This is a genomic window from Streptomyces sp. IBSNAI002 (assembly GCF_052244475.1).
GTDB lineage: Bacteria > Actinomycetota > Actinomycetes > Streptomycetales > Streptomycetaceae > Streptomyces.
The window spans coordinates 5,355,594-5,373,064 of record NZ_JBQPXG010000002.1; the positions used below are offsets into that span (position 1 = coordinate 5,355,594).

16 protein-coding genes are annotated in these 17,471 nt (G+C 71.6%); 7 read left to right on the forward strand and 9 right to left on the reverse strand.

Going from position 1 to position 17,471, the window contains the following annotated elements:
* The first annotated feature begins 949 nt into the window (after positions 1 to 949).
* Positions 950 to 1,189, forward strand: coding sequence for a hypothetical protein (locus ACTVZO_RS26005; RefSeq protein WP_443300653.1), 240 nt, complete (start codon positions 950 to 952; stop codon positions 1,187 to 1,189).
* A gap of 133 nt (positions 1,190 to 1,322) precedes the next feature.
* On the opposite strand, the gene ACTVZO_RS26010 is transcribed toward ACTVZO_RS26005, so the two are convergent.
* From ACTVZO_RS26010 to ACTVZO_RS26020, 3 genes are all read right to left on the reverse strand, one after another.
* Entirely contained in the window at positions 1,323 to 2,969 is a 1,647-nt protein-coding gene (locus ACTVZO_RS26010; protein ID WP_443300654.1) for a phospho-sugar mutase, read from the reverse strand.
* A 47-nt stretch (positions 2,970 to 3,016) separates the two neighbouring features.
* Entirely contained in the window at positions 3,017 to 3,823 is an 807-nt protein-coding gene (locus ACTVZO_RS26015) for a purine-nucleoside phosphorylase (RefSeq protein ID WP_215148388.1), read from the reverse strand.
* Positions 3,824 to 3,984: 161 nt separating this feature from the next.
* Complete coding sequence (locus ACTVZO_RS26020) at positions 3,985 to 4,422, reverse strand: gamma-glutamylcyclotransferase (protein WP_069921661.1); 438 nt, start codon at positions 4,420 to 4,422, stop codon at positions 3,985 to 3,987.
* 285 nt (positions 4,423 to 4,707) lie between these two features.
* On the opposite strand from ACTVZO_RS26020, the gene ACTVZO_RS26025 reads away from it, so the two are divergent.
* Both ACTVZO_RS26025 and ACTVZO_RS26030 read left to right on the forward strand, forming a co-directional pair.
* The gene (locus ACTVZO_RS26025; RefSeq protein ID WP_443300655.1) at positions 4,708 to 6,147 is read left to right on the forward strand and encodes an NAD(P)H-quinone dehydrogenase; all 1,440 of its coding nucleotides are present in this window, start codon (positions 4,708 to 4,710) and stop codon (positions 6,145 to 6,147) included.
* Between the two features lie 176 nt (positions 6,148 to 6,323).
* Entirely contained in the window at positions 6,324 to 7,283 is a 960-nt protein-coding gene (locus tag ACTVZO_RS26030) for a DeoR/GlpR family DNA-binding transcription regulator (RefSeq protein WP_443300656.1), read from the forward strand.
* A 70-nt stretch (positions 7,284 to 7,353) separates the two neighbouring features.
* Here ACTVZO_RS26030 and ACTVZO_RS26035 read toward each other — a convergent pair whose 3' ends face one another.
* Positions 7,354 to 8,571, reverse strand: a complete 1,218-nt coding sequence (locus ACTVZO_RS26035; protein ID WP_443298897.1) for an IS30 family transposase — start codon at positions 8,569 to 8,571, stop codon at positions 7,354 to 7,356.
* Positions 8,572 to 8,742: 171 nt separating this feature from the next.
* Here ACTVZO_RS26035 and ACTVZO_RS26040 point away from each other — a divergent pair, with 171 nt between their 5' ends.
* A complete protein-coding gene (locus ACTVZO_RS26040) occupies positions 8,743 to 9,699 on the forward strand; it encodes an FG-GAP-like repeat-containing protein (protein ID WP_443300657.1) in 957 nt (318 codons plus the stop codon).
* A gap of 84 nt (positions 9,700 to 9,783) precedes the next feature.
* On the opposite strand, the gene ACTVZO_RS26045 is transcribed toward ACTVZO_RS26040, so the two are convergent.
* Positions 9,784 to 11,544, reverse strand: coding sequence for an acetyl/propionyl/methylcrotonyl-CoA carboxylase subunit alpha (locus ACTVZO_RS26045; protein WP_443300658.1), 1,761 nt, complete (start codon positions 11,542 to 11,544; stop codon positions 9,784 to 9,786).
* A 375-nt stretch (positions 11,545 to 11,919) separates the two neighbouring features.
* On the opposite strand from ACTVZO_RS26045, the gene ACTVZO_RS26050 reads away from it, so the two are divergent.
* Complete coding sequence (locus ACTVZO_RS26050; protein ID WP_443300659.1) at positions 11,920 to 12,375, forward strand: hypothetical protein; 456 nt, start codon at positions 11,920 to 11,922, stop codon at positions 12,373 to 12,375.
* On the opposite strand, the gene ACTVZO_RS26055 is transcribed toward ACTVZO_RS26050, so the two are convergent.
* The 4 genes from ACTVZO_RS26055 to ACTVZO_RS26070 all read right to left on the reverse strand — a co-directional run bounded on the left by ACTVZO_RS26055 (position 12,356) and on the right by ACTVZO_RS26070 (position 15,119).
* Entirely contained in the window at positions 12,356 to 12,961 is a 606-nt protein-coding gene (locus ACTVZO_RS26055) for a nucleoside triphosphate pyrophosphatase (protein ID WP_443300660.1), read from the reverse strand. The two genes, ACTVZO_RS26050 and ACTVZO_RS26055, sit on opposite strands and share 20 nt — an antisense overlap.
* A gap of 78 nt (positions 12,962 to 13,039) precedes the next feature.
* A complete protein-coding gene (mmpB, locus tag ACTVZO_RS26060) occupies positions 13,040 to 13,174 on the reverse strand; it encodes a morphogenic membrane protein MmpB (protein WP_443300661.1) in 135 nt (44 codons plus the stop codon).
* Positions 13,175 to 13,304: 130 nt separating this feature from the next.
* Positions 13,305 to 13,514 (reverse strand): acyl-CoA carboxylase epsilon subunit, encoded by a 210-nt coding sequence (locus ACTVZO_RS26065; RefSeq protein ID WP_443300662.1) that lies wholly within the window; start codon positions 13,512 to 13,514, stop codon positions 13,305 to 13,307.
* 18 nt (positions 13,515 to 13,532) lie between these two features.
* Entirely contained in the window at positions 13,533 to 15,119 is a 1,587-nt protein-coding gene (locus ACTVZO_RS26070; protein ID WP_443300663.1) for an acyl-CoA carboxylase subunit beta, read from the reverse strand.
* 131 nt (positions 15,120 to 15,250) lie between these two features.
* Here ACTVZO_RS26070 and ACTVZO_RS26075 point away from each other — a divergent pair, with 131 nt between their 5' ends.
* Both ACTVZO_RS26075 and ACTVZO_RS26080 read left to right on the forward strand, forming a co-directional pair.
* Positions 15,251 to 16,147 (forward strand): biotin--[acetyl-CoA-carboxylase] ligase, encoded by an 897-nt coding sequence (locus ACTVZO_RS26075; protein ID WP_443300664.1) that lies wholly within the window; start codon positions 15,251 to 15,253, stop codon positions 16,145 to 16,147.
* Between the two features lie 129 nt (positions 16,148 to 16,276).
* Entirely contained in the window at positions 16,277 to 17,428 is a 1,152-nt protein-coding gene (locus ACTVZO_RS26080; protein WP_443300665.1) for an adenylate/guanylate cyclase domain-containing protein, read from the forward strand.
* Positions 17,429 to 17,471 lie beyond the last annotated feature (43 nt).

Here is a 17,471-nt window from a genome sequence, read left to right on the forward strand (position 1 = left end):
GCGCGGACGTTTGGGCGGACGTTTCCCCTCACCGCCACCCGGCCGCCCGTATCCTGAAATCGGCACGGCAGATGCACGGATGGTGAGCGAGCTGGTGAAGAAGCTGGTCCCGTTACGCCAGGCGGCGGGATACACGCAGGCATCGTTCGTCTCGGCATTCACCGCTGAGGCGGCTCGGCATTGCCGCTGCGGTGAGCGTCCGCCGGCTACGGCGCCGGGAGAACGAAACGCCGCCGCCCTCGTGGCGGCGACGCTCATGCCTGCCGCGTCGGGGCCGCGCGTGGACGGACCACACCAAGGGCAGCGTGCCGGCCGGCGTCCAGGCCGGTCACATCGAGGCGGACATCACCAGCATCTTGCGCAACGGGTCGTACACCTCGGCCGTGGGTCGCGAACTCCACACAATGCTCGCCGAACTGAATGGCCATCGCGCCTGGTACGGCTCTGACGGCGGCCCTACCGCCGAGGGCAGGTCCGCGCGCATGGAAGCCCTCGCTGCTGCCCAGCTTGTCGACGATCCTCTCCTTCAGGTTTCCGTGCTGGAGACTCTCGTACTCCTGGCGATCAAGGCGGATCGAACGTGGGCAAGTTCGTTGGGCCCTTCGAAGTCGACTGCGCCACTGCCGACATGTACGTCCGAGCGAACCAGCCGCACAGAGCGGTGCCCTTCCTCCGGGCCGCCGTGCATCGACAGCCGGACCGCCCGCGACTGCGTCGCGCGGATTCGCGAGACCATACGAGGGGGCTGAGATGAGCCAGCCAGTACGGATCAGCATCAAACGCCTCCACGGCCCGGCGGCGGCCCTGGCCGAGGATGCCTTCCGATTGGTCTACGCCGAGGCATTCGCCGAACCGCCGTATGCCGAAACCGAGGCGGACGCATCGGCCGCCTTCCGGCGTTGTCGGTCCCAGACCCGCAAGAGCGCATTTCTCGGGGGCCTCGCGACGGATGCAACAGGGCGTCGCCCTTCGCCTGCACGAAACCCTGCTCGCGACCGTTGACGCCGAACGGGTCGTGCTCAATGTCCACCCGGACGGCGAGGCGGCGGTGGCCGCGTACCGTTCATGGGGGTACCGCAAGGTGGGCGACGCACACCCGTGGGCCGGGGCCCCCGTGCACGACGTGCTGCTGCTCGCCTTGGGCCGGCTTCCGACGGGCCGCAGACGTCAAACCCTGGGCAGCGCGTAGCGAGCTGATGCGTCTGGGCGCTCCGCAGGTCGGGCGGTCGTTGGGGGACATAGCGGGCCCGCGCCACGCCCCCGACGGCGACGGCCCCCCGAGCCGGAGCTCGGGGGGCCGATGTGACCGTGGGGCCGGGGGATCAGATGCCCGCCGCCACTGCCAGGTCCTTCTTGATCGCGTCCAGGACTTCCTGGCCGCGCGTGCGGGCCGGGGCGAGGTCGGAGGCCTCGGGGACCGGGACCACGACCTCCAGGTAGCACTTCAGCTTCGGCTCCGTGCCCGACGGACGGACGATGACCCGGGCCTTGTACGCGCCGTCCAGGTAGTAGCGCAGGCCGTCCGTGGGCGGGAGGGACTCCGTGCCCTTCGTCAGGTCCTCCGCCGCGACGACCCGCAGGCCGGCCAGGGAGGTCGGGGGCTCCGCGCGGAGCGCGGCCATCGCGGAGGCGATGACCGACAGGTCCGAGACGCGGACCGACAGCTGGTCGGTGGCGTGCAGGCCGTGGGCCATCGCCAGGTCGTCCAGCAGGTCGGTCAGGGTACGGCCCTGCTCCTTGAGCTCGGCGGCCAGTTCGGCCACGAGCAGCGCGGCGGTGACGCCGTCCTTGTCGCGGACGCCCTCGGGGTCGACGCAGTAGCCGAGCGCCTCCTCGTAGCCGTAGCGCAGGCCCTCCACGCGGGCGATCCACTTGAAGCCCGTCAGGGTCTCCTCGTAGCCCACGCCCGCCGCCTCCGCGATCCGGCCCAGGAGGCTGGAGGAGACGATGGACTCGGCGAAGACGCCCCGTGCGCCCTTGTGGACGAGGTGGGCCGCGAGCAGCGCGCCGACCTCGTCGCCGCGCAGCATCCGCCAGCCGCCGTTGTCCGGGACGGCCACCGCACAGCGGTCCGCGTCCGGGTCGTTGGCGATCACGATGTCCGGGCGGACCTCGGCGGCCTTCGCGAAGGCCAGGTCCATCGCGCCCGGCTCCTCCGGGTTGGGGAAGGCCACGGTCGGGAACGCCGGGTCCGGCTCGGCCTGCTCGGCGACGAGCACCGGCTCCGGGAAGCCGTGCCGCGCGAAGGCCGCCATGACGACGTCCTTGCCGACGCCGTGCATGGCCGTGTAGACGCTCCGCACGCCCCGGGGGGAACCGGAGGTCAGGACCGCGTCCGTACGCGCCAGGTAGGCCTCCAGGACCTCCTCGTCGAGCTGGAGCCAGCCGTCCGCGGGGCGGGGTACGGAGTCGAGGGTCTCGACGCGGGCGATCTCCGCCGCGATCTCGGCGTCCGCCGGGGAGACGATCTGCGAGCCGTCGCCGAGGTACACCTTGTAGCCGTTGTCCCGGGGCGGGTTGTGGCTCGCGGTCACCTCGACGCCGGCGACGGCGCCCAGGTGCCTTATGGCGTACGCGAGGACGGGAGTCGGCAGCGGGCGGGGCAGGACGGCCGCACGCAGGCCGGCGCCGGTCATCACGGCCGCGGTGTCGCGGGCGAAGTCCGCCGACTTGTAGCGGGCGTCGTAGCCGACGACGACCAGGCCGCCGTCGTGGCCCTGGGCCTTCAGGTACGCCGCGAGGCCCGCCGCGGCCCGGATGACCACCGAGCGGTTCATCCGCATCGGACCCGCGCCGATCTCGCCGCGCAGACCGGCGGTGCCGAACTGCAGCGTGCCCGAGAACCGGTCCGCGAGCTCCGCCGTGTCGCCCGCCTCGATGAGCTCGGCGAGCTCGGCCGCCGTCTCCGGGTCCGGGTCCTCCGCCAGCCAGGCCTGCGCCCGGGTGATCAGGTCGTCCTGTTCCTGCACTACTTCCGCCTTGTCTCTCGTACGGTGCCGGTGCCTGTGCCGCCGTCTCAGATGCGGGCGAGGACCTGGGTCAGCAGCTTGCCCATGCGCGCGGCCGAGTCACGGCCGGCCTGGAGCACCTCTTCGTGGTTCAGGGGCTCGCCGGAGATGCCCGCCGCCAGGTTGGTGACCAGGGAGATGCCCAGCACCTCGGCGCCGGCCTCGCGGGCGGCGATGGCCTCCAGCACGGTGGACATGCCGACCAGGTCGGCGCCCATCACGCGGATCATGTTGATCTCGGCCGGGGTCTCGTAGTGCGGGCCGGGGAACTGTACGTAGACGCCCTCTTCGAGGGTCTCGTCGATCTCCTTGCACATCGCGCGCAGGCGCGGCGAGTAGAGGTCGGTGAGGTCCACGAAGTTCGCGCCGACGATCGGCGAGGTGGCCGTCAGGTTGAGGTGGTCGCTGATCAGGACCGGCTGGCCGGGCTTCATGCCCTCGCGCAGCCCGCCGCAGCCGTTGGTGAGGACGACGGTCTTGCAGCCGGCGGCGACGGCGGTACGGACACCGTGGGCGACGGCGGCGACGCCGCGGCCCTCGTAGTAGTGGGTCCGGCCGAGGAAGAGCAGCGCGCGCTTGTCGCCGATCTTGTACGAGCGGATCTTGCCGCCGTGGCCTTCGACGGCGGGGGGCGGGAAGCCGGGCAGCTCGGTGACCGGGAACTCGGCCTCGGGGGCGCCGAGCGCCTCTGCGGCGGGGGCCCAGCCGGAGCCCATCACGAGGGCGACGTCGTGGGATTCCGCGCCGGTCAGCTCGCGGAGGCGGGCGGCTGCGGCGTCGGCGGCGGCGAAGGGGTCGGTAACAGATGCGTTCACGCGGAAGAGCGTAGCCGCTCATTGCCTACGCGCGTAGATGGCACAGCTCACGGTGTTCGGATCGTTGCCTTGTCGTTTCCACCGAATCGTCCCCGGGCGGTCCCGGGCGGTCCCGGGCGGTCCCGGGCGGCTTCGGGAGACCCCTGCGGGCCCGGAACCGCTCAGCAGGGGCGCTTGCGCAGTTCCATCACGTAGTCGTGCGGAGCGCCCGCGGACTCGGCGGCGTCCGCGATCTCGCCCAGGTAGCGCGCCGAGGGCAGGCCGCCCTCGTAGCCGTTCAGGACGTACACCCAGGCCGCCTCCTCGCCGTCCAGGGTGTGCACGCGCACCCGCATCCGGCGGTAGATGTCGAGCCCGACACCCTCCCAGCGGTCCATCGAGTCCTCGTCGAGCGGCGCGATGTCGTAGAGGGCGACGAAGACCTGGTGGCGCGGAGCCTCGACGATCGTCGCGAGCGCGCCCTCCCAGCCCATCTGCTCGCCGCCGAAGGTCAGCCGCCAGTCGTTGATCCAGCCCGTGCCGCGCAGCGGCGAATGGGGTGCGCGGCGCGTCATCAGCCGCGGGTCGAGGTTGCCGGCGTACGCGGCGTAGAGCGACATGTGGTCGAGGGTACGGGAGGGGCGGCGGTGGCGGCGCTCCCGGCCGGGCGCGGGCGGGATGCGGGCCGGGTGCGGGCCGGGTGCGGGCCGGGTGCGGGCCGGGCACGGCCGGGCAAGGGCCGCCGTCCCGGCCGGGAGCCGGGCCGTGGTCCCGGATGGCGGGACCGTGCGCGAAGCACCTTGAAGCGTGCGGGACAATGGGGCACGGAATGCATCCCCCGGGGAGACCCCCCGGAACACCGGCCGGGGCGGCAGCCGGCCGGGTAGACGTGAGGCGGACTTTTCGTGACCCGGATCGTGATCATCGGCGGCGGACCCGGCGGGTATGAGGCGGCCCTGGTGGGGGCCCAGCTCGGCGCGGAGGTGACCGTCGTGGACTGCGACGGTCTGGGCGGGGCCTCGGTCCTGACCGACTGCGTACCTTCCAAGACCCTCATCGCGACCGCCGAGGTCATGACGACCTTCGACTCGTCGTACGAGGAGCTCGGCATCGTCGTCGCGGACGACACCCCGCACATCGAGCAGGCCGCCCGCGTCGTCGGCGTGGACCTCGGCAAGGTGAACCGGCGCGTCAAGCGCCTCGCCCTCGCCCAGTCGCACGACATCACCGCCTCCGTCACCCGGGCCGGCGCCCGCGTCGTACGGGGCCGCGCCAAGCTCGGCGGCCCGCAGGGCATCGACGGCACCCGCGACGTCATCGTCACGGCCGCCGACGGCACGGAGACGATCCTGACCGCCGAGGCCGTACTGATCGCCACCGGCGGCCACCCGCGCGAGATCCCGGACGCCCAGCCGGACGGCGAGCGCATCCTGAACTGGACCCAGGTCTACGACCTGGACGAGCTCCCCGAGGAGCTCATCGTGGTCGGCTCCGGCGTCACCGGCGCGGAGTTCGCCGGCGCGTACCAGGCCCTCGGTTCCCGCGTCACGCTGGTGTCCTCCCGCGACCGCGTGCTGCCGGGCGAGGACCCCGACGCGGCCGCCGTCCTCGAGGACGTGTTCCGGCGCCGCGGCATGAACGTCATCGGCCGCTCGCGCGCCGAGTCCGCCAAGCGCGTCGGCGACCGGGTCGAGGTCACGCTCTCGGACGGCCGGGTGCTGACCGGTACGCACTGCCTGATGGCGGTCGGCGCGATCCCGAACACCAAGGACATGAACCTGGAGGAGTCCGGGGTCCGGCTCAAGGACTCCGGGCACATCTGGACCGACAAGGTCTCGCGCACCTCCGCGCCCGGCGTGTACGCCGCGGGTGACGTCACCGGCATCTTCGCGCTGGCCTCCGTCGCCGCCATGCAGGGCCGCATCGCGATGTACCACTTCCTGGGCGACGCGGTGGCCCCGCTGAACCTCAAGACGGTCTCCTCGAACGTCTTCACCGACCCCGAGATCGCGACCGTCGGCTACACCCAGGCCGACGTGGACGCCGGCAAGATCGACGCCCGTGTGGTGAAGCTGCCGCTGCTGCGCAACCCGCGCGCCAAGATGCAGGGCATCCGCGACGGCTTCGTGAAGCTGTTCTGCCGCCCGGGCACCGGCATCGTCGTCGGCGGAGTGGTCGTCTCGCCGCGTGCGAGCGAGCTGATCCACCCCATCTCGATCGCGGTCGACAACAACCTGACGGTCGAGCAGATCGCAAACGCGTTCACCGTGTACCCCTCCCTGTCGGGTTCGATCGCCGAGGTGGCCCGCCAGCTGCACACGCGGAAGGCCGGCGAGGAGGCCTGATTCGGCCTCAACCGCCCCACCCTGCAAGGGGGTTGGGGCGGTGCGCCGCCGAGTGGCAGGATGTTCACCCAGCCCTCGGGCCGCGTATACCACTAGTCGCCCCGCCATATGGACAACTTCGGTATTCCGGCGCAAGGAGCTGAAACCAGACGGTCGTTGGGGTTACTGTCAGTTTCGTGTTCGCTGCAGAACGTCGCCAATTGATCCTCGAAATGGTGCGGGCCAACGGAGCGGTGTCGCTCCGGGAGCTCGCCCGCGTCGTCCAGACCTCCGAAGTGACCGTACGGCGGGACGTGCGGGCACTGGAGGCAGAAGGACTCCTCGACCGCCGACACGGCGGTGCGGTCTTGCCGGGCGGTTTCACGCGGGAGTCCGGCTTTCCGCAAAAGTCCCATCTCGCGACGGCGGAGAAGACCGCCATCGCCGATGTCGCGGCCTCCCTCGTCGAAGAGGGCGAGGCCGTCGTCGTCGGCGCGGGCACCACGACCCAGGAGCTGGCCCGCCGGCTCGCCCGGGTGCCCGGCCTCACCGTGGTGACCAACTCCCTCCTGGTCGCCCAGGCGCTGGCCCATGCCAACCGGGTGGAGGTGGTGATGACCGGCGGCACCCTGCGCGGGTCCAACTACGCCCTCGTGGGCAGCGGGGCCGAACAGTCCCTCCAGGGGCTCCGGGTCTCCCGGGCGTTCCTGTCGGGCAGCGGCCTGACGGCCGAGCGCGGCCTGTCCACGTCCAACATGCTCTCCGCGAGCGTGGACCGGGCGCTGGTGCAGGCGGCGGCGGAGGTGGTCGTCCTGGCGGACCACACGAAGCTCGGCACGGACACCATGTTCCAGACGGTGCCGACGGACGTGATGACCCGCCTGGTCACGGACGAACCCCCACCGCACGACGACCGCGCGGCTACGGAGCTCCAGGCCCTGGCGGACCAGGGCGTCCAGATCACGGTGGCGGGCGGCGCGTCCTCCGCCTCCGCCTCCGGCGGTCTGGACGGCATGGGCGGCCGCCGCCCCCGCCGCGACTCCCCCCTCCCGGTCCAACGCCGCGGCGGCCCGACGGCCCAGCTCCGCAGCGCGTCCCCGCTGACGGACCCGGGCGAACGGGAACGGGCGAGGGTGGCGGACATGCGGCGCCGGTGACCCGTGAGGGAAAAGGCCCCGCCGACTGTCGGTGCTTTCTAGGGGTCGTCGCAACACGTGGTCATGTTGATCAGGCCGCGAGCAGTTTATGCAGGCGCTCGGCTGGGGTTTCCCAGTCGAGCGTTTTGCGTGGGCGGCCGTTGAGCTGGGCGGCGACGGCGTCGAGGTGTTCCCGGTCGTGGACGGACAGGTCGGTGCCCTTGGGGAAGTACTGCCGCAGCAGGCCGTTGGTGTTCTCGTTCGAGCCGCGCTGCCAGGGACTGGCCGGATCGCAGAAGTAGACCGGAACGTCGGTGGCGACGGTGAACTCGTGATGGCGGCCCATCTCCGAACCCTGGTCCCAGGTCAGGGACCGTTTCAGGTGGGCAGGCAGGAGCTGGACGGTCTCCTGCAGTGCGTCGCGGACCTGCTCGGCGCTCCGGCCGTCCGGCAGGTGCACGAGCATCACGTATCGGGTGGCCCGCTCGACCAGGGTTCCGATCGCGGACCCGTTGTCCTTGCCGATGATCAAGTCGCCTTCCCAGTGGCCGGGGACCGCACGGTCTTCCGCCTCGGCGGGACGCTCGCTGATCATGACCATGGGCTCGGCGAAGCGGGGCCGTCGCTGCTGGGCCTGGCGGTGGGGCTTGCGGCGGGCCCGTCCGGTCCGCAGTGCTCCGGCGAGCTCCCTGCGCAGTTCCCCGCGTCCTTGGACGTAGAGGGCCTGGTAGACGGTTTCGTGGACCACGTGCATCTCCGGCCGGTCGGGGAACTGTGCCCGCAGAGCCTGGCAGATCTGCTCCGGGCTCCACAGCTCGTCCAGGCCGGCCTGGACCGCGGCTCTCAGCTCGGGGTTCTGGCTGATCTTGCGCGGCTTGGGCCGTGGCCGGCGGTCATCGGCCCGGGCCTGCGCCGCGAAGGGCCGGTACTGCCCGTTCCCCGGGTGCCGGTTGCGGCGAAGCTCCCGGCTGACCGTGGACGGGCTGCGGCCCAGCTCGGCCGCGATCGCCCGGATCGTGGCCTTCTCCCGCAGCCGGTCTGCGATGTGGATCCGGTCGGCCTCACACAGATACCGCGACGACGCGGAAGGCGGCACCACCGGACGAACCGGTGGTGCCGCCTTGTGCCGGCCCGACGGGTTGCGGCCGTTACGCCACCGCTTGCCCGTGCGCAGGTTGATCCCGACTCGTCTGCAGGCTTCGGAACTGCTCAGGCCCTGGTCCATGAGCCGGAAGTATTCCTCCCGCTCACGGACCAGCTTCCGACGGCCTTGGGCCACCGTCCGCACCTCGCGGATCTCGAACTCCATCGCACCCCTTGAGCTGGGGTGTTGCGACGACTTCTAGAACCCAAGGTCCGTCGGCGGGGCCTTCTGGTGCTGTCATTCAATTCCCGGCTGCGACTGCCCTTCGAGTGGTAGGGCGCGCACCGGCCGAGCTATACGGGCAACGTCAAGGACACCGCCGACGGCGGCAAGTACGTGCACATCCGTTACAACGGTGCCCCCGGTGACGGTGCCTCGATCTACTGGCACCCGAGCAACGGAGCCTGGCTCATCGTCAACGGCATCCGCGAGAAGGGGATGAGCCTCGGCGCCGAGAAGAGCTTCCTGGGCTACCCGCAGTCCGACGAGTACGACGTCGCCGACGGCCCCCGCGCGGACTTCAAGGGCGGCTACATCCGGCACAACCTCACCACCGGTGTCAGCATCGAGCACAAGCCGGAGGACCGCACCGCCCACCTGCGCAACGACCTGGCCGGTGACTTCAACGGAGACGGCCGCTCGGACATGGCCACCGTGTACGACTTCGGCAGCGGCACCACCGCGCTCTACGTCCTGCGCGCCAACGAGGGCGGCGGTTTCCTGGCGCCGGTTCTCGCCTTCAACAGCGGCCTCGGCAACTTCACCGCCGGCAACGCGCAGTGGGTCGCGGGCGACTTCAACGCAGACGGCCGCGACGACCTGGCCGCGCTGTACGACTACGGCGCCGGCGACAGCCCCAACGGCCTGTTCACCTTCCTCGGTCAGCCGGACGGGACCTTCAAGTCCCTGCCGCGCAGCGCCTACGTGGGCGCCGGCAACTGGGACGGGTCCAAGGCGAAGCTGGTTGCCGGCGACTTCAACGGCGACGGCCGCGCCGACGCCGCCATCATGTTCGACTACACCAACGGTCGCTCGGCCCTGTTCACGCTGATGGGCAAGCCCGACGGCGGGATCAACGAGGACTTCGTGAGCTGGACCCGTCCGACCGGATGGTGGGCGGGTTCCCTCGGCAACCTCGTGTCCGGTGACACGGACAAGGACGGCCGTGACGACGTCTCGGTCATGTACAACACGGCCAAGGGCGCGACCTCGGCCTACACGTTCAAGGCCCGCCCCGACGGTGGCTTCAACGACCACCTGAGGAGCTGGGAGGCGACGGCGGGCACCTGGTAGCGGCCCGCCGCACGCATGACGTCGGCCCCCAGGACCCGAACGGGTCCTGGGGGCCGATTGCGTCGTGCCGGCTCGGCCCGGACGTCAGTCCTTGATCTCGCAGATCGTGGCGCCCGAGGTGAGGGACGCGCCGACCTCCGCCGTCAGGCCGACGATCGTGCCGGAGCGGTGGGCGTTGAGGGGCTGCTCCATCTTCATCGCCTCGAGTACGACGATCAGTTCGCCCTCCTCGACGCGCTGGCCCTCCTCGACCGCGACCTTGACGATCGTGCCCTGCATCGGGGAGGCGAGGGTGTCGCCGGAGGCGGCCGGGCCGGACTTCTTGGCCGCGCGGCGCTTGGGCTTGGCGCCGCCCGCGGCGGCCGTGCGGGCCAGGGTCATGCCCAGGGACGACGGCAGCGAGACCTCAAGGCGCTTGCCGCCGACCTCGACGACCACCGTCTCGCGGCCCGGCTCGTCCTCGGTGTCCTCCGCGGCCGGGGCCGTGAACGCCGGGATCTCGTTGACGAACTCGGTCTCGATCCAGCGGGTGTGGACCGTGAAGGGTCCCTCCGCGGGGGCGAAGGCCGGGTCGGTGACGACGGCGCGGTGGAACGGGACGGCCGTGGCCATGCCCTCGATCTCGAACTCGGCGAGCGCGCGGGCGGCGCGCTGGAGCGCCTGCTCGCGGGTGGCGCCGGTGATGACCAGCTTGGCGAGCAGCGAGTCCCAGGCCGGGCCGATGACCGAGCCGGACTCCACGCCCGCGTCGAGGCGCACGCCCGGACCGGAGGGCGGGGCGAACTTCGTCACGGTGCCCGGCGCCGGCAGGAAGCCGCGGCCCGGGTCCTCGCCGTTGATGCGGAACTCGAAGGAGTGGCCGCGCAGGACCGGGTCCCCGTAGCCGAGCTCCTCGCCGTCGGCGATGCGGAACATCTCGCGGACCAGGTCGATGCCGGTGACCTCTTCGGTGACCGGGTGCTCGACCTGGAGGCGGGTGTTGACCTCCAGGAAGGAGATCGTGCCGTCGGTGCCGACGAGGAACTCGACGGTGCCGGCGCCGACGTAGCCGGCTTCCTTCAGGATCGCCTTGGAGGCGGCGTACAGCTCCGCGTTCTGGGCCTCGGTGAGGAACGGCGCGGGCGCCTCCTCGACCAGCTTCTGGTGGCGGCGCTGGAGCGAGCAGTCACGGGTGGAGACGACGACCACGTTGCCGTGGGTGTCGGCCAGGCACTGGGTCTCGACGTGGCGCGGCTTGTCGAGGTAGCGCTCGACGAAGCACTCGCCGCGGCCGAAGGCGGCGACGGCCTCGCGGACGGCGGAGTCGTAGAGCTCCGGCACCTCTTCGAGGGTGCGGGCGACCTTGAGGCCGCGGCCGCCGCCGCCGAAGGCCGCCTTGATGGCGATGGGCAGGCCGTGCTCCTTGGCGAAGGCGACGACCTCGTCGGCCCCGGAGACCGGGTCCGGGGTGCCGGCGACCAGCGGCGCGCCGGCGCGCTGGGCGATGTGGCGCGCGGCGACCTTGTCACCGAGGTCGCGGATGGCCTGCGGCGGCGGGCCGATCCAGGTCAGGCCCGCGTCGAGCACGGCCTGGGCGAATTCGGCGTTCTCGGAGAGGAAGCCGTATCCGGGATGGATGGCGTCCGCGCCGGAATCGGCTGCGGCCTGGAGGACCTTGGAGATGTCCAGGTAGCTGGCGGCCGGGGTGTCACCGCCCAACGCGAAAGCTTCGTCTGCCGCGCGGACGTGCAGAGCGTCCCGGTCCGGATCGGCGTAGACGGCTACGCTCGCGATCCCGGCGTCCCGGCAGGCCCGAGCAACGCGGACAGCGATTTCGCCACGGTTGGCGATGAGCACCTTGCGCACGATGGCTCCCTCCTTGAAACAAGCTGAGTTTAGGGACAGCCCACACGGCCTTACGACCCTTCCCCGGTGGTGAGCTTGCCCACACAGAGTGTGATTCGAGGTTCGCTCTACCGGGGAACCCTTGTGGCGCCCCAGGTCAGGGGGATCCCCGACTGCACAGTAACCCCGTATTACAGCCCGGGTCTCTGTCATGCGGGTCAGCGGCCCCGGGTGATTCTTTGTCGAGTCCCTACGAACGGCCCACTGGTTCTCCGTGTGATCGCTGTCTGCGGCCCCTCCCGTAACGAAGCGGCCCGCACCCCTTGTCCGAAGGTTTACCCGTTAGTAGCCTCCAGGCGTCGAACAGGCTTGTGACGCGTGGGGGGTGGGGGCGCCGTGTTGCGAAGACTCGTCGCAGGACTGGCCGCGATCGTACTGGTGGCCGAAGCGGCCGTGCTGGTGTTCGTCCACATCGTGCTGGGCAGCACCACCGCCAACCAGTCGATGTCGATCGCGGGCAGCGATCCGGATGTCATGTCCAAGGCAACCTATGCCCTCGGGGCGGGCATGGGCGCCTTCCTCGTGCTGGCTGCGGTGCTCGCCGCCCTGACGGCCGTCCGCGACCGGGCACCCGGCGGTTTCGCCCGCGTCGTGCTCGTCACGGCCGCCGTCACCCACGGGGTGCTCGGCATCCTCGCCGTCGTCCTGATCGGCTGGGGCGCCTTCGCGGCGACCACGCTGATCCTGTGCCTGCTGGTCCTCACCCTGACGCTCTACGCCGCCCCGCGCGGGGCGGGCGCCCAGAAGGACGCCCCGCCGCCGCTCGGGGAGCTCAAGCCCACAAATCCGTGATGGACACACCCAGTTCGCCCAGCAGGGAGCGCAGCAGCGGCAGCGACAGCCCGATCACGTTGCCGTGGTCCCCGTCGATGCCCTCGATGAACGGCGCCGACAGCCCGTCCAGGGTGAACGCGCCGGCCACGTGCAGCGGCTCGCCGCTCGCCACGTACGCGGCGACCTCCGCGTCCGTCGGCTCGCCGAAGCGCACCGTCGTGGAGGCCGTCGCCGAGACCTGACGGCCGCTCACCGTGTCGATCACGCAGTGCCCGGTGCGCAGCACGCCCGCGCGCCCGCGCATCGCCTTCCAGCGGGCCGTGGCCTCCGCGGCGTCCGCCGGCTTGCCCAGCGCCTCGCCGTCCAGCTCCAGTACGGAGTCACAGCCGATCACCAGGGCGCCCGCGGCCTCCTCCAGGGCCGCCACCACCCCGGCCTTCGCCTCGGCCAGCGCCAGCGCCAGCTCGGCCGGCTCCTCGTGGTCGAGCGTGTCCTCGTCGAAGCCGCTGACGATCACGTGCGGGGCGAGCCCGGCCTGCCGCAGCAGGTTCAGCCGGGCGGGGGAGGCGGAGGCGAGGACGAGCGGGCGCGGTTCGGCAGTCATGCCCGCCATCGTAGGGCGGCACGCGGCGGCCCCGGCCGCCGGACCGGGAGCCGCGGCCGACCGAGGCCGGCAGCCGGATCAGAAGTGGCCCACGCCCAGCACGTAGACGCCCACGAGCATCGCGAGGGCGAGCACCACCGTCAGCCGCCGGATCATCGTCTGCGCGTCGCGCATGTCCTTCGGCGGCTCGTTCTCAGGGTCGGACCAGAGCATGCTCCGATCCTGTCCCCGGGACGGGAGGGGCGCCTGAGTACCCGTACTCAGGCACCACCGTCCGTTCGCGTCATATTCCGCTTCGGGGGCCCGTCCGGACCGGGCCTGGCCCGCCCGTGAAGGGCAGGGCCTAGCCCGGCCAGTACGTACGGCCCCACGCGCGCGGCCCCGGCTGCGGCAGCCGTCGGCGCGCCACCCGGGCGGGCGTCGACCACTCGTCCGTCACCGGGGGCGCGCCCGGCGGCACCGAGGCCAGTGCCGCCGCGCGCGCTTGGACCACCGCCAGTGCGGCGGCCAGCTCCTCCGCGGTCGGATTGCCCTTGACGACCTTGATCACCACAGAGACCTCCTGGAGGGGCTAGAGGGGGATGTTGCCGTGCTTCTTCGGCGGCAGGGACTCGCGCTTGGTGCGCAGCTGCCGAAGCCCCTTCACCACGTGCGCCCGGGTCTCGGACGGCATGGTCACCGCGTCGATGTAGCCGCGCTCGGCGGCCGTGTACGGGTTCAGCAGCGTGTCCTCGTACTCGGCGATGAGCCGTGCCCGGGTCTCCTCCACGTCATCCGCCTCCGCGATGGTGCGGCGGTGCAGGATGTTGACCGCGCCCTGCGCTCCCATGACGGCGATCTGCGCGGTCGGCCAGGCCAGGTTCAGGTCCGCGCCGAGGTGCTTGGAGCCCATGACGTCGTAGGCGCCGCCGAAGGCCTTGCGGGTGATCACGGTGATCAGGGGGACCGTGGCCTCCGCGTACGCGTAGATCAGCTTCGCGCCGCGCCGGATGATTCCGTTGTACTCCTGGTCGGTGCCCGGAAGGAAGCCCGGGACGTCCACGAACGTCAGCACCGGGATGTTGAAGGCGTCGCACGTCCGGACGAACCGCGCCGCCTTCTCGGAGGCGTTGATGTCCAGGCAGCCGGCGAACTGCATCGGCTGGTTGGCGACGATGCCCACCGGGTGGCCTTCGACCCGGCCGAAGCCGGTCAGGATGTTCGGCGCGAAGAGGGACTGCGTCTCCAGGAACTCCGCGTCGTCGAGCACGTGCTCGATCACGGTGTGCATGTCGTACGGCTGGTTCGCGCTGTCCGGGATCAGGACGTCGAGCTCGCGGTCGCCGTCGGTGACCTCGGTGTCCGCCTCCTCGGGGAAGGCGGGCGGCTCGGAGAGGTTGTTCGACGGCAGGTACGCGAGGAGCGACTTCACGTACTCGATGGCGTCCTTCTCGTCGCCCGCCATGTGGTGCGCGACGCCGGACGTGCTGTTGTGCGTCCGGGCCCCGCCCAGCTCCTCGAAGCCGACGTCCTCGCCGGTGACCGTCTTGATGACGTCCGGGCCGGTGATGAACATGTGCGAGGTCTGGTCGACCATGACCGTGAAGTCGGTGATGGCGGGCGAGTACACCGCGCCGCCCGCGCAGGGCCCCACGATCAGGCTGATCTGCGGGATCACGCCCGAAGCGTGGACGTTGCGGCGGAAGATCTCCCCGTACATGCCGAGGGCGCTCACGCCCTCCTGGATGCGGGCGCCGCCGGAGTCGTTGATGCCGATCAGCGGGCAGCCGGTCTTCAGGGCGAAGTCCATGACCTTCATGATCTTCTGTCCGTAGACCTCGCCGAGGGCCCCGCCGAAGACGGTGAAGTCCTGCGAGAACACGGCCACCGGGCGGCCGTCCACCGTGCCGTAGCCGGTGACGACGCCGTCGCCGTACGGGCGGGTCTTCTCCAGCCCGAAGGCGGTCGAACGGTGCCGGGCGAACTCGTCGAGCTCGACGAACGAGCCCTCGTCCAGCAGCAGGGCAACCCGCTCACGCGCCGTCAGCTTCCCCTTGGCGTGCTGCTTCTCCACGGCACGCGAGGATCCGGCGTGGGTGGCTTCGTCGATGCGGCGCTGCAGATCCGCGATCTTCCCCGCGGTGGTGTGCATGTCGATCGGCTCTGACGGTTGTGACATCGGGGTCGCGGCTCCCTGCGTGGTGTCAACGGCCTGGTCAATTGATTGACTACTGCTGGCTACTGGTGCGTAGCGTATCGGCGGGCATGGCGCTCGGCAGTGCGGCGTTTGACACACCTAATGTGGCTTGCATGACGCCATCAGATGCCTCAGCAGGTGCTTCCGCGGGTCGTTGGTCGAATCTGGACCGGCCGCCCCTCAACGCCGCCGCGCTCCGGCGGGCCCTCGTCACCGAAGGCGGGCTGTGGACCTCCCTGGAGGTCGTCGCCGCCACCGGGTCCACCAACACCGATCTCGCGGCCCGGGCGGCCGGGCTGCCCGAGGGGGCCGTGCTCGTCGCCGAGGAGCAGACCGCCGGGCGCGGACGCCTCGACCGGAGCTGGGTGGCGCCGCCCCGGTCCGGGCTGTTCTTCTCCGTCCTGCTCAAGCCGGGGGAGGCCGTGCCGCAGGAGCGCTGGGGGTGGCTGACACTGCTGGCCGGGGTGGCCGCCGCGACCGGGCTCTCCCGGGCCGCGGGCGTGGACACCGCCCTCAAGTGGCCCAACGACCTGCTGGTCACCGTGGACGGCGAGGAGCGCAAGACCGGCGGGATCCTCGCCGAGCGGGTGGCTGGGGGCACCTCCCGGGCCGGCGGCTCTGGGGGAGGGGTCGTCATCGGGATCGGGCTCAACGTCACCCTGACCGAGGACGAGCTGCCCGTGCCCGCCGCGGGCTCCCTCGCACTGGCCAAGGCCACCGTGACCGACCGGGACCCGCTGCTCAGGGCCGTACTGCGGTCGCTCGAGCAGTGGTACGGGAACTGGCGCGAGGCCGGGGGCGACCCCGCGTCGAGCGGCCTGCAGGAGACCTACGCGGCGGGCTGCGCGACCCTGGGCCGGCACGTGCGCGCGGAGCTCCCGGGCGGCCGCACGCTCACCGGAACGGCCGAAGCGGTCGACGCCGAGGGCCGGCTCGTGATCCGTACCGCCGACGACGAGCACGAGGCGGTGGGCGCGGGCGACGTGGTGCACCTGCGGTCGGTGCACTGACCCCCGTTCAAAGACGGGGAGGGGGAGTGAGCTACGGCACACCTGCCGTATGGTTTAGGCGATCCCGGTACTCGTGGCGATCAACCGGTTCGGCAGGGCAGTGCGCACGGAATGGACAGGAGGCGGCCCTTGACCGTCGACGACTCTACGTCCAGCGCGTCCGCCCCCGGGCCCACGGGTCCGGGCACCCCGATCGGGCGTGACCAGCACACCCCGCACCACGAGGTGGACCACACGGCCCAGCCCACCGCGGACCCCCTCGCGATCCGGCTCGAGCAGCTGATCCTGGGCGCCGAGCGCCGGTACACGCCCTTCCAGGCCGCCCGCAGCGCCGGGGTCTCGATGGAGCTCGCCTCCCGCTTCTGGCGGGCCATGGGCTTCGCGGACATCGGGCAGGCCAAGGCCCTGACGGAGGCGGACGTACTGGCGCTGCGCCGCCTCGCCGGCCTGGTGGAGGCCGGGCTGCTGTCCGAGCCGATGGCGGTGCAGGTGGCGCGCTCGACCGGGCAGACCACGGCGCGGCTGGCCGAGTGGCAGATCGACTCGTTCCTGGAGGGGCTGACGGAGCCGCCGGAGCCGGGAATGACCCGTACGGAGGTCACGTACCCGCTGGTCGAGCTGCTGCTGCCGGAGCTGGAGGAGTTCCTCGTCTACGTGTGGCGCCGCCAGCTGGCGGCGGCCACCGGGCGCGTCGTGCAGGTGGCGGACGACGAGGAGATGGTCGACCGGCGGCTCGCGGTGGGCTTCGCGGACCTGGTGGGCTTCACCCGGCTGACGCGGCGGCTGGAGGAGGAGGAGCTCGGCGAGCTCGTCGAGTCCTTCGAGACGACGTCGGCGGACCTGGTCGCGGCGCACGGCGGCCGGCTGATCAAGACGCTCGGCGACGAGGTGCTGTACTGCGCCGACGACGCGGCGACGGCGGCGGAGATCGCCCTGCGGCTGATCGAGACCATGGAGGCCGATCCGCAGATGCCCGAGCTGCGGGTCGGGATCGCCTTCGGCACGGTGACGACCCGGATGGGCGATGTCTTCGGGACCACCGTGAACCTGGCGAGCCGGCTGACGTCCATAGCGCCGAAGGACGCGGTGCTGGTGGACGGGGCGATGGCGGAGGAACTGGGCCGGACCGGGGCCGCGCCGGTCTCCGAGAAGGAGGCCGAGGCGGAGGGCGGCGGCACGTACCGCTTCGCGCTCCAGCCGATGTGGCAGCGGCCGGTGCGCGGCCTGGGCGTGGTGGAGCCCTGGTCGCTGACCCGCAGGAAGCCCAAGAACCCGGCCTGAGGCCGCTCACGGGCCTGCCCGGGGCCCTTGACCGGACGGCTGC

Excerpts from the sequence above, each read along its gene's own strand:
- ACTVZO_RS26005 (WP_443300653.1), top strand. The coding sequence starts at position 950 with ATGCAACAGGGCGTCGCCCTTCGCCTGCACGAAACCCTGCTCGCGACC.
- ACTVZO_RS26020 (WP_069921661.1), bottom strand. The coding sequence starts at position 4,422 with ATGTCGCTCTACGCCGCGTACGCCGGCAACCTCGACCCGCGGCTGATG.
- ACTVZO_RS26035 (WP_443298897.1), bottom strand. The coding sequence starts at position 8,571 with ATGGAGTTCGAGATCCGCGAGGTGCGGACGGTGGCCCAAGGCCGTCGG.
- ACTVZO_RS26055 (WP_443300660.1), bottom strand. The coding sequence starts at position 12,961 with ATGACTGCCGAACCGCGCCCGCTCGTCCTCGCCTCCGCCTCCCCCGCC.
- mmpB (WP_443300661.1), bottom strand. The coding sequence starts at position 13,174 with ATGCTCTGGTCCGACCCTGAGAACGAGCCGCCGAAGGACATGCGCGAC.
- ACTVZO_RS26070 (WP_443300663.1), bottom strand. The coding sequence starts at position 15,119 with ATGTCACAACCGTCAGAGCCGATCGACATGCACACCACCGCGGGGAAG.
- ACTVZO_RS26075 (WP_443300664.1), top strand. The coding sequence starts at position 15,251 with ATGACGCCATCAGATGCCTCAGCAGGTGCTTCCGCGGGTCGTTGGTCG.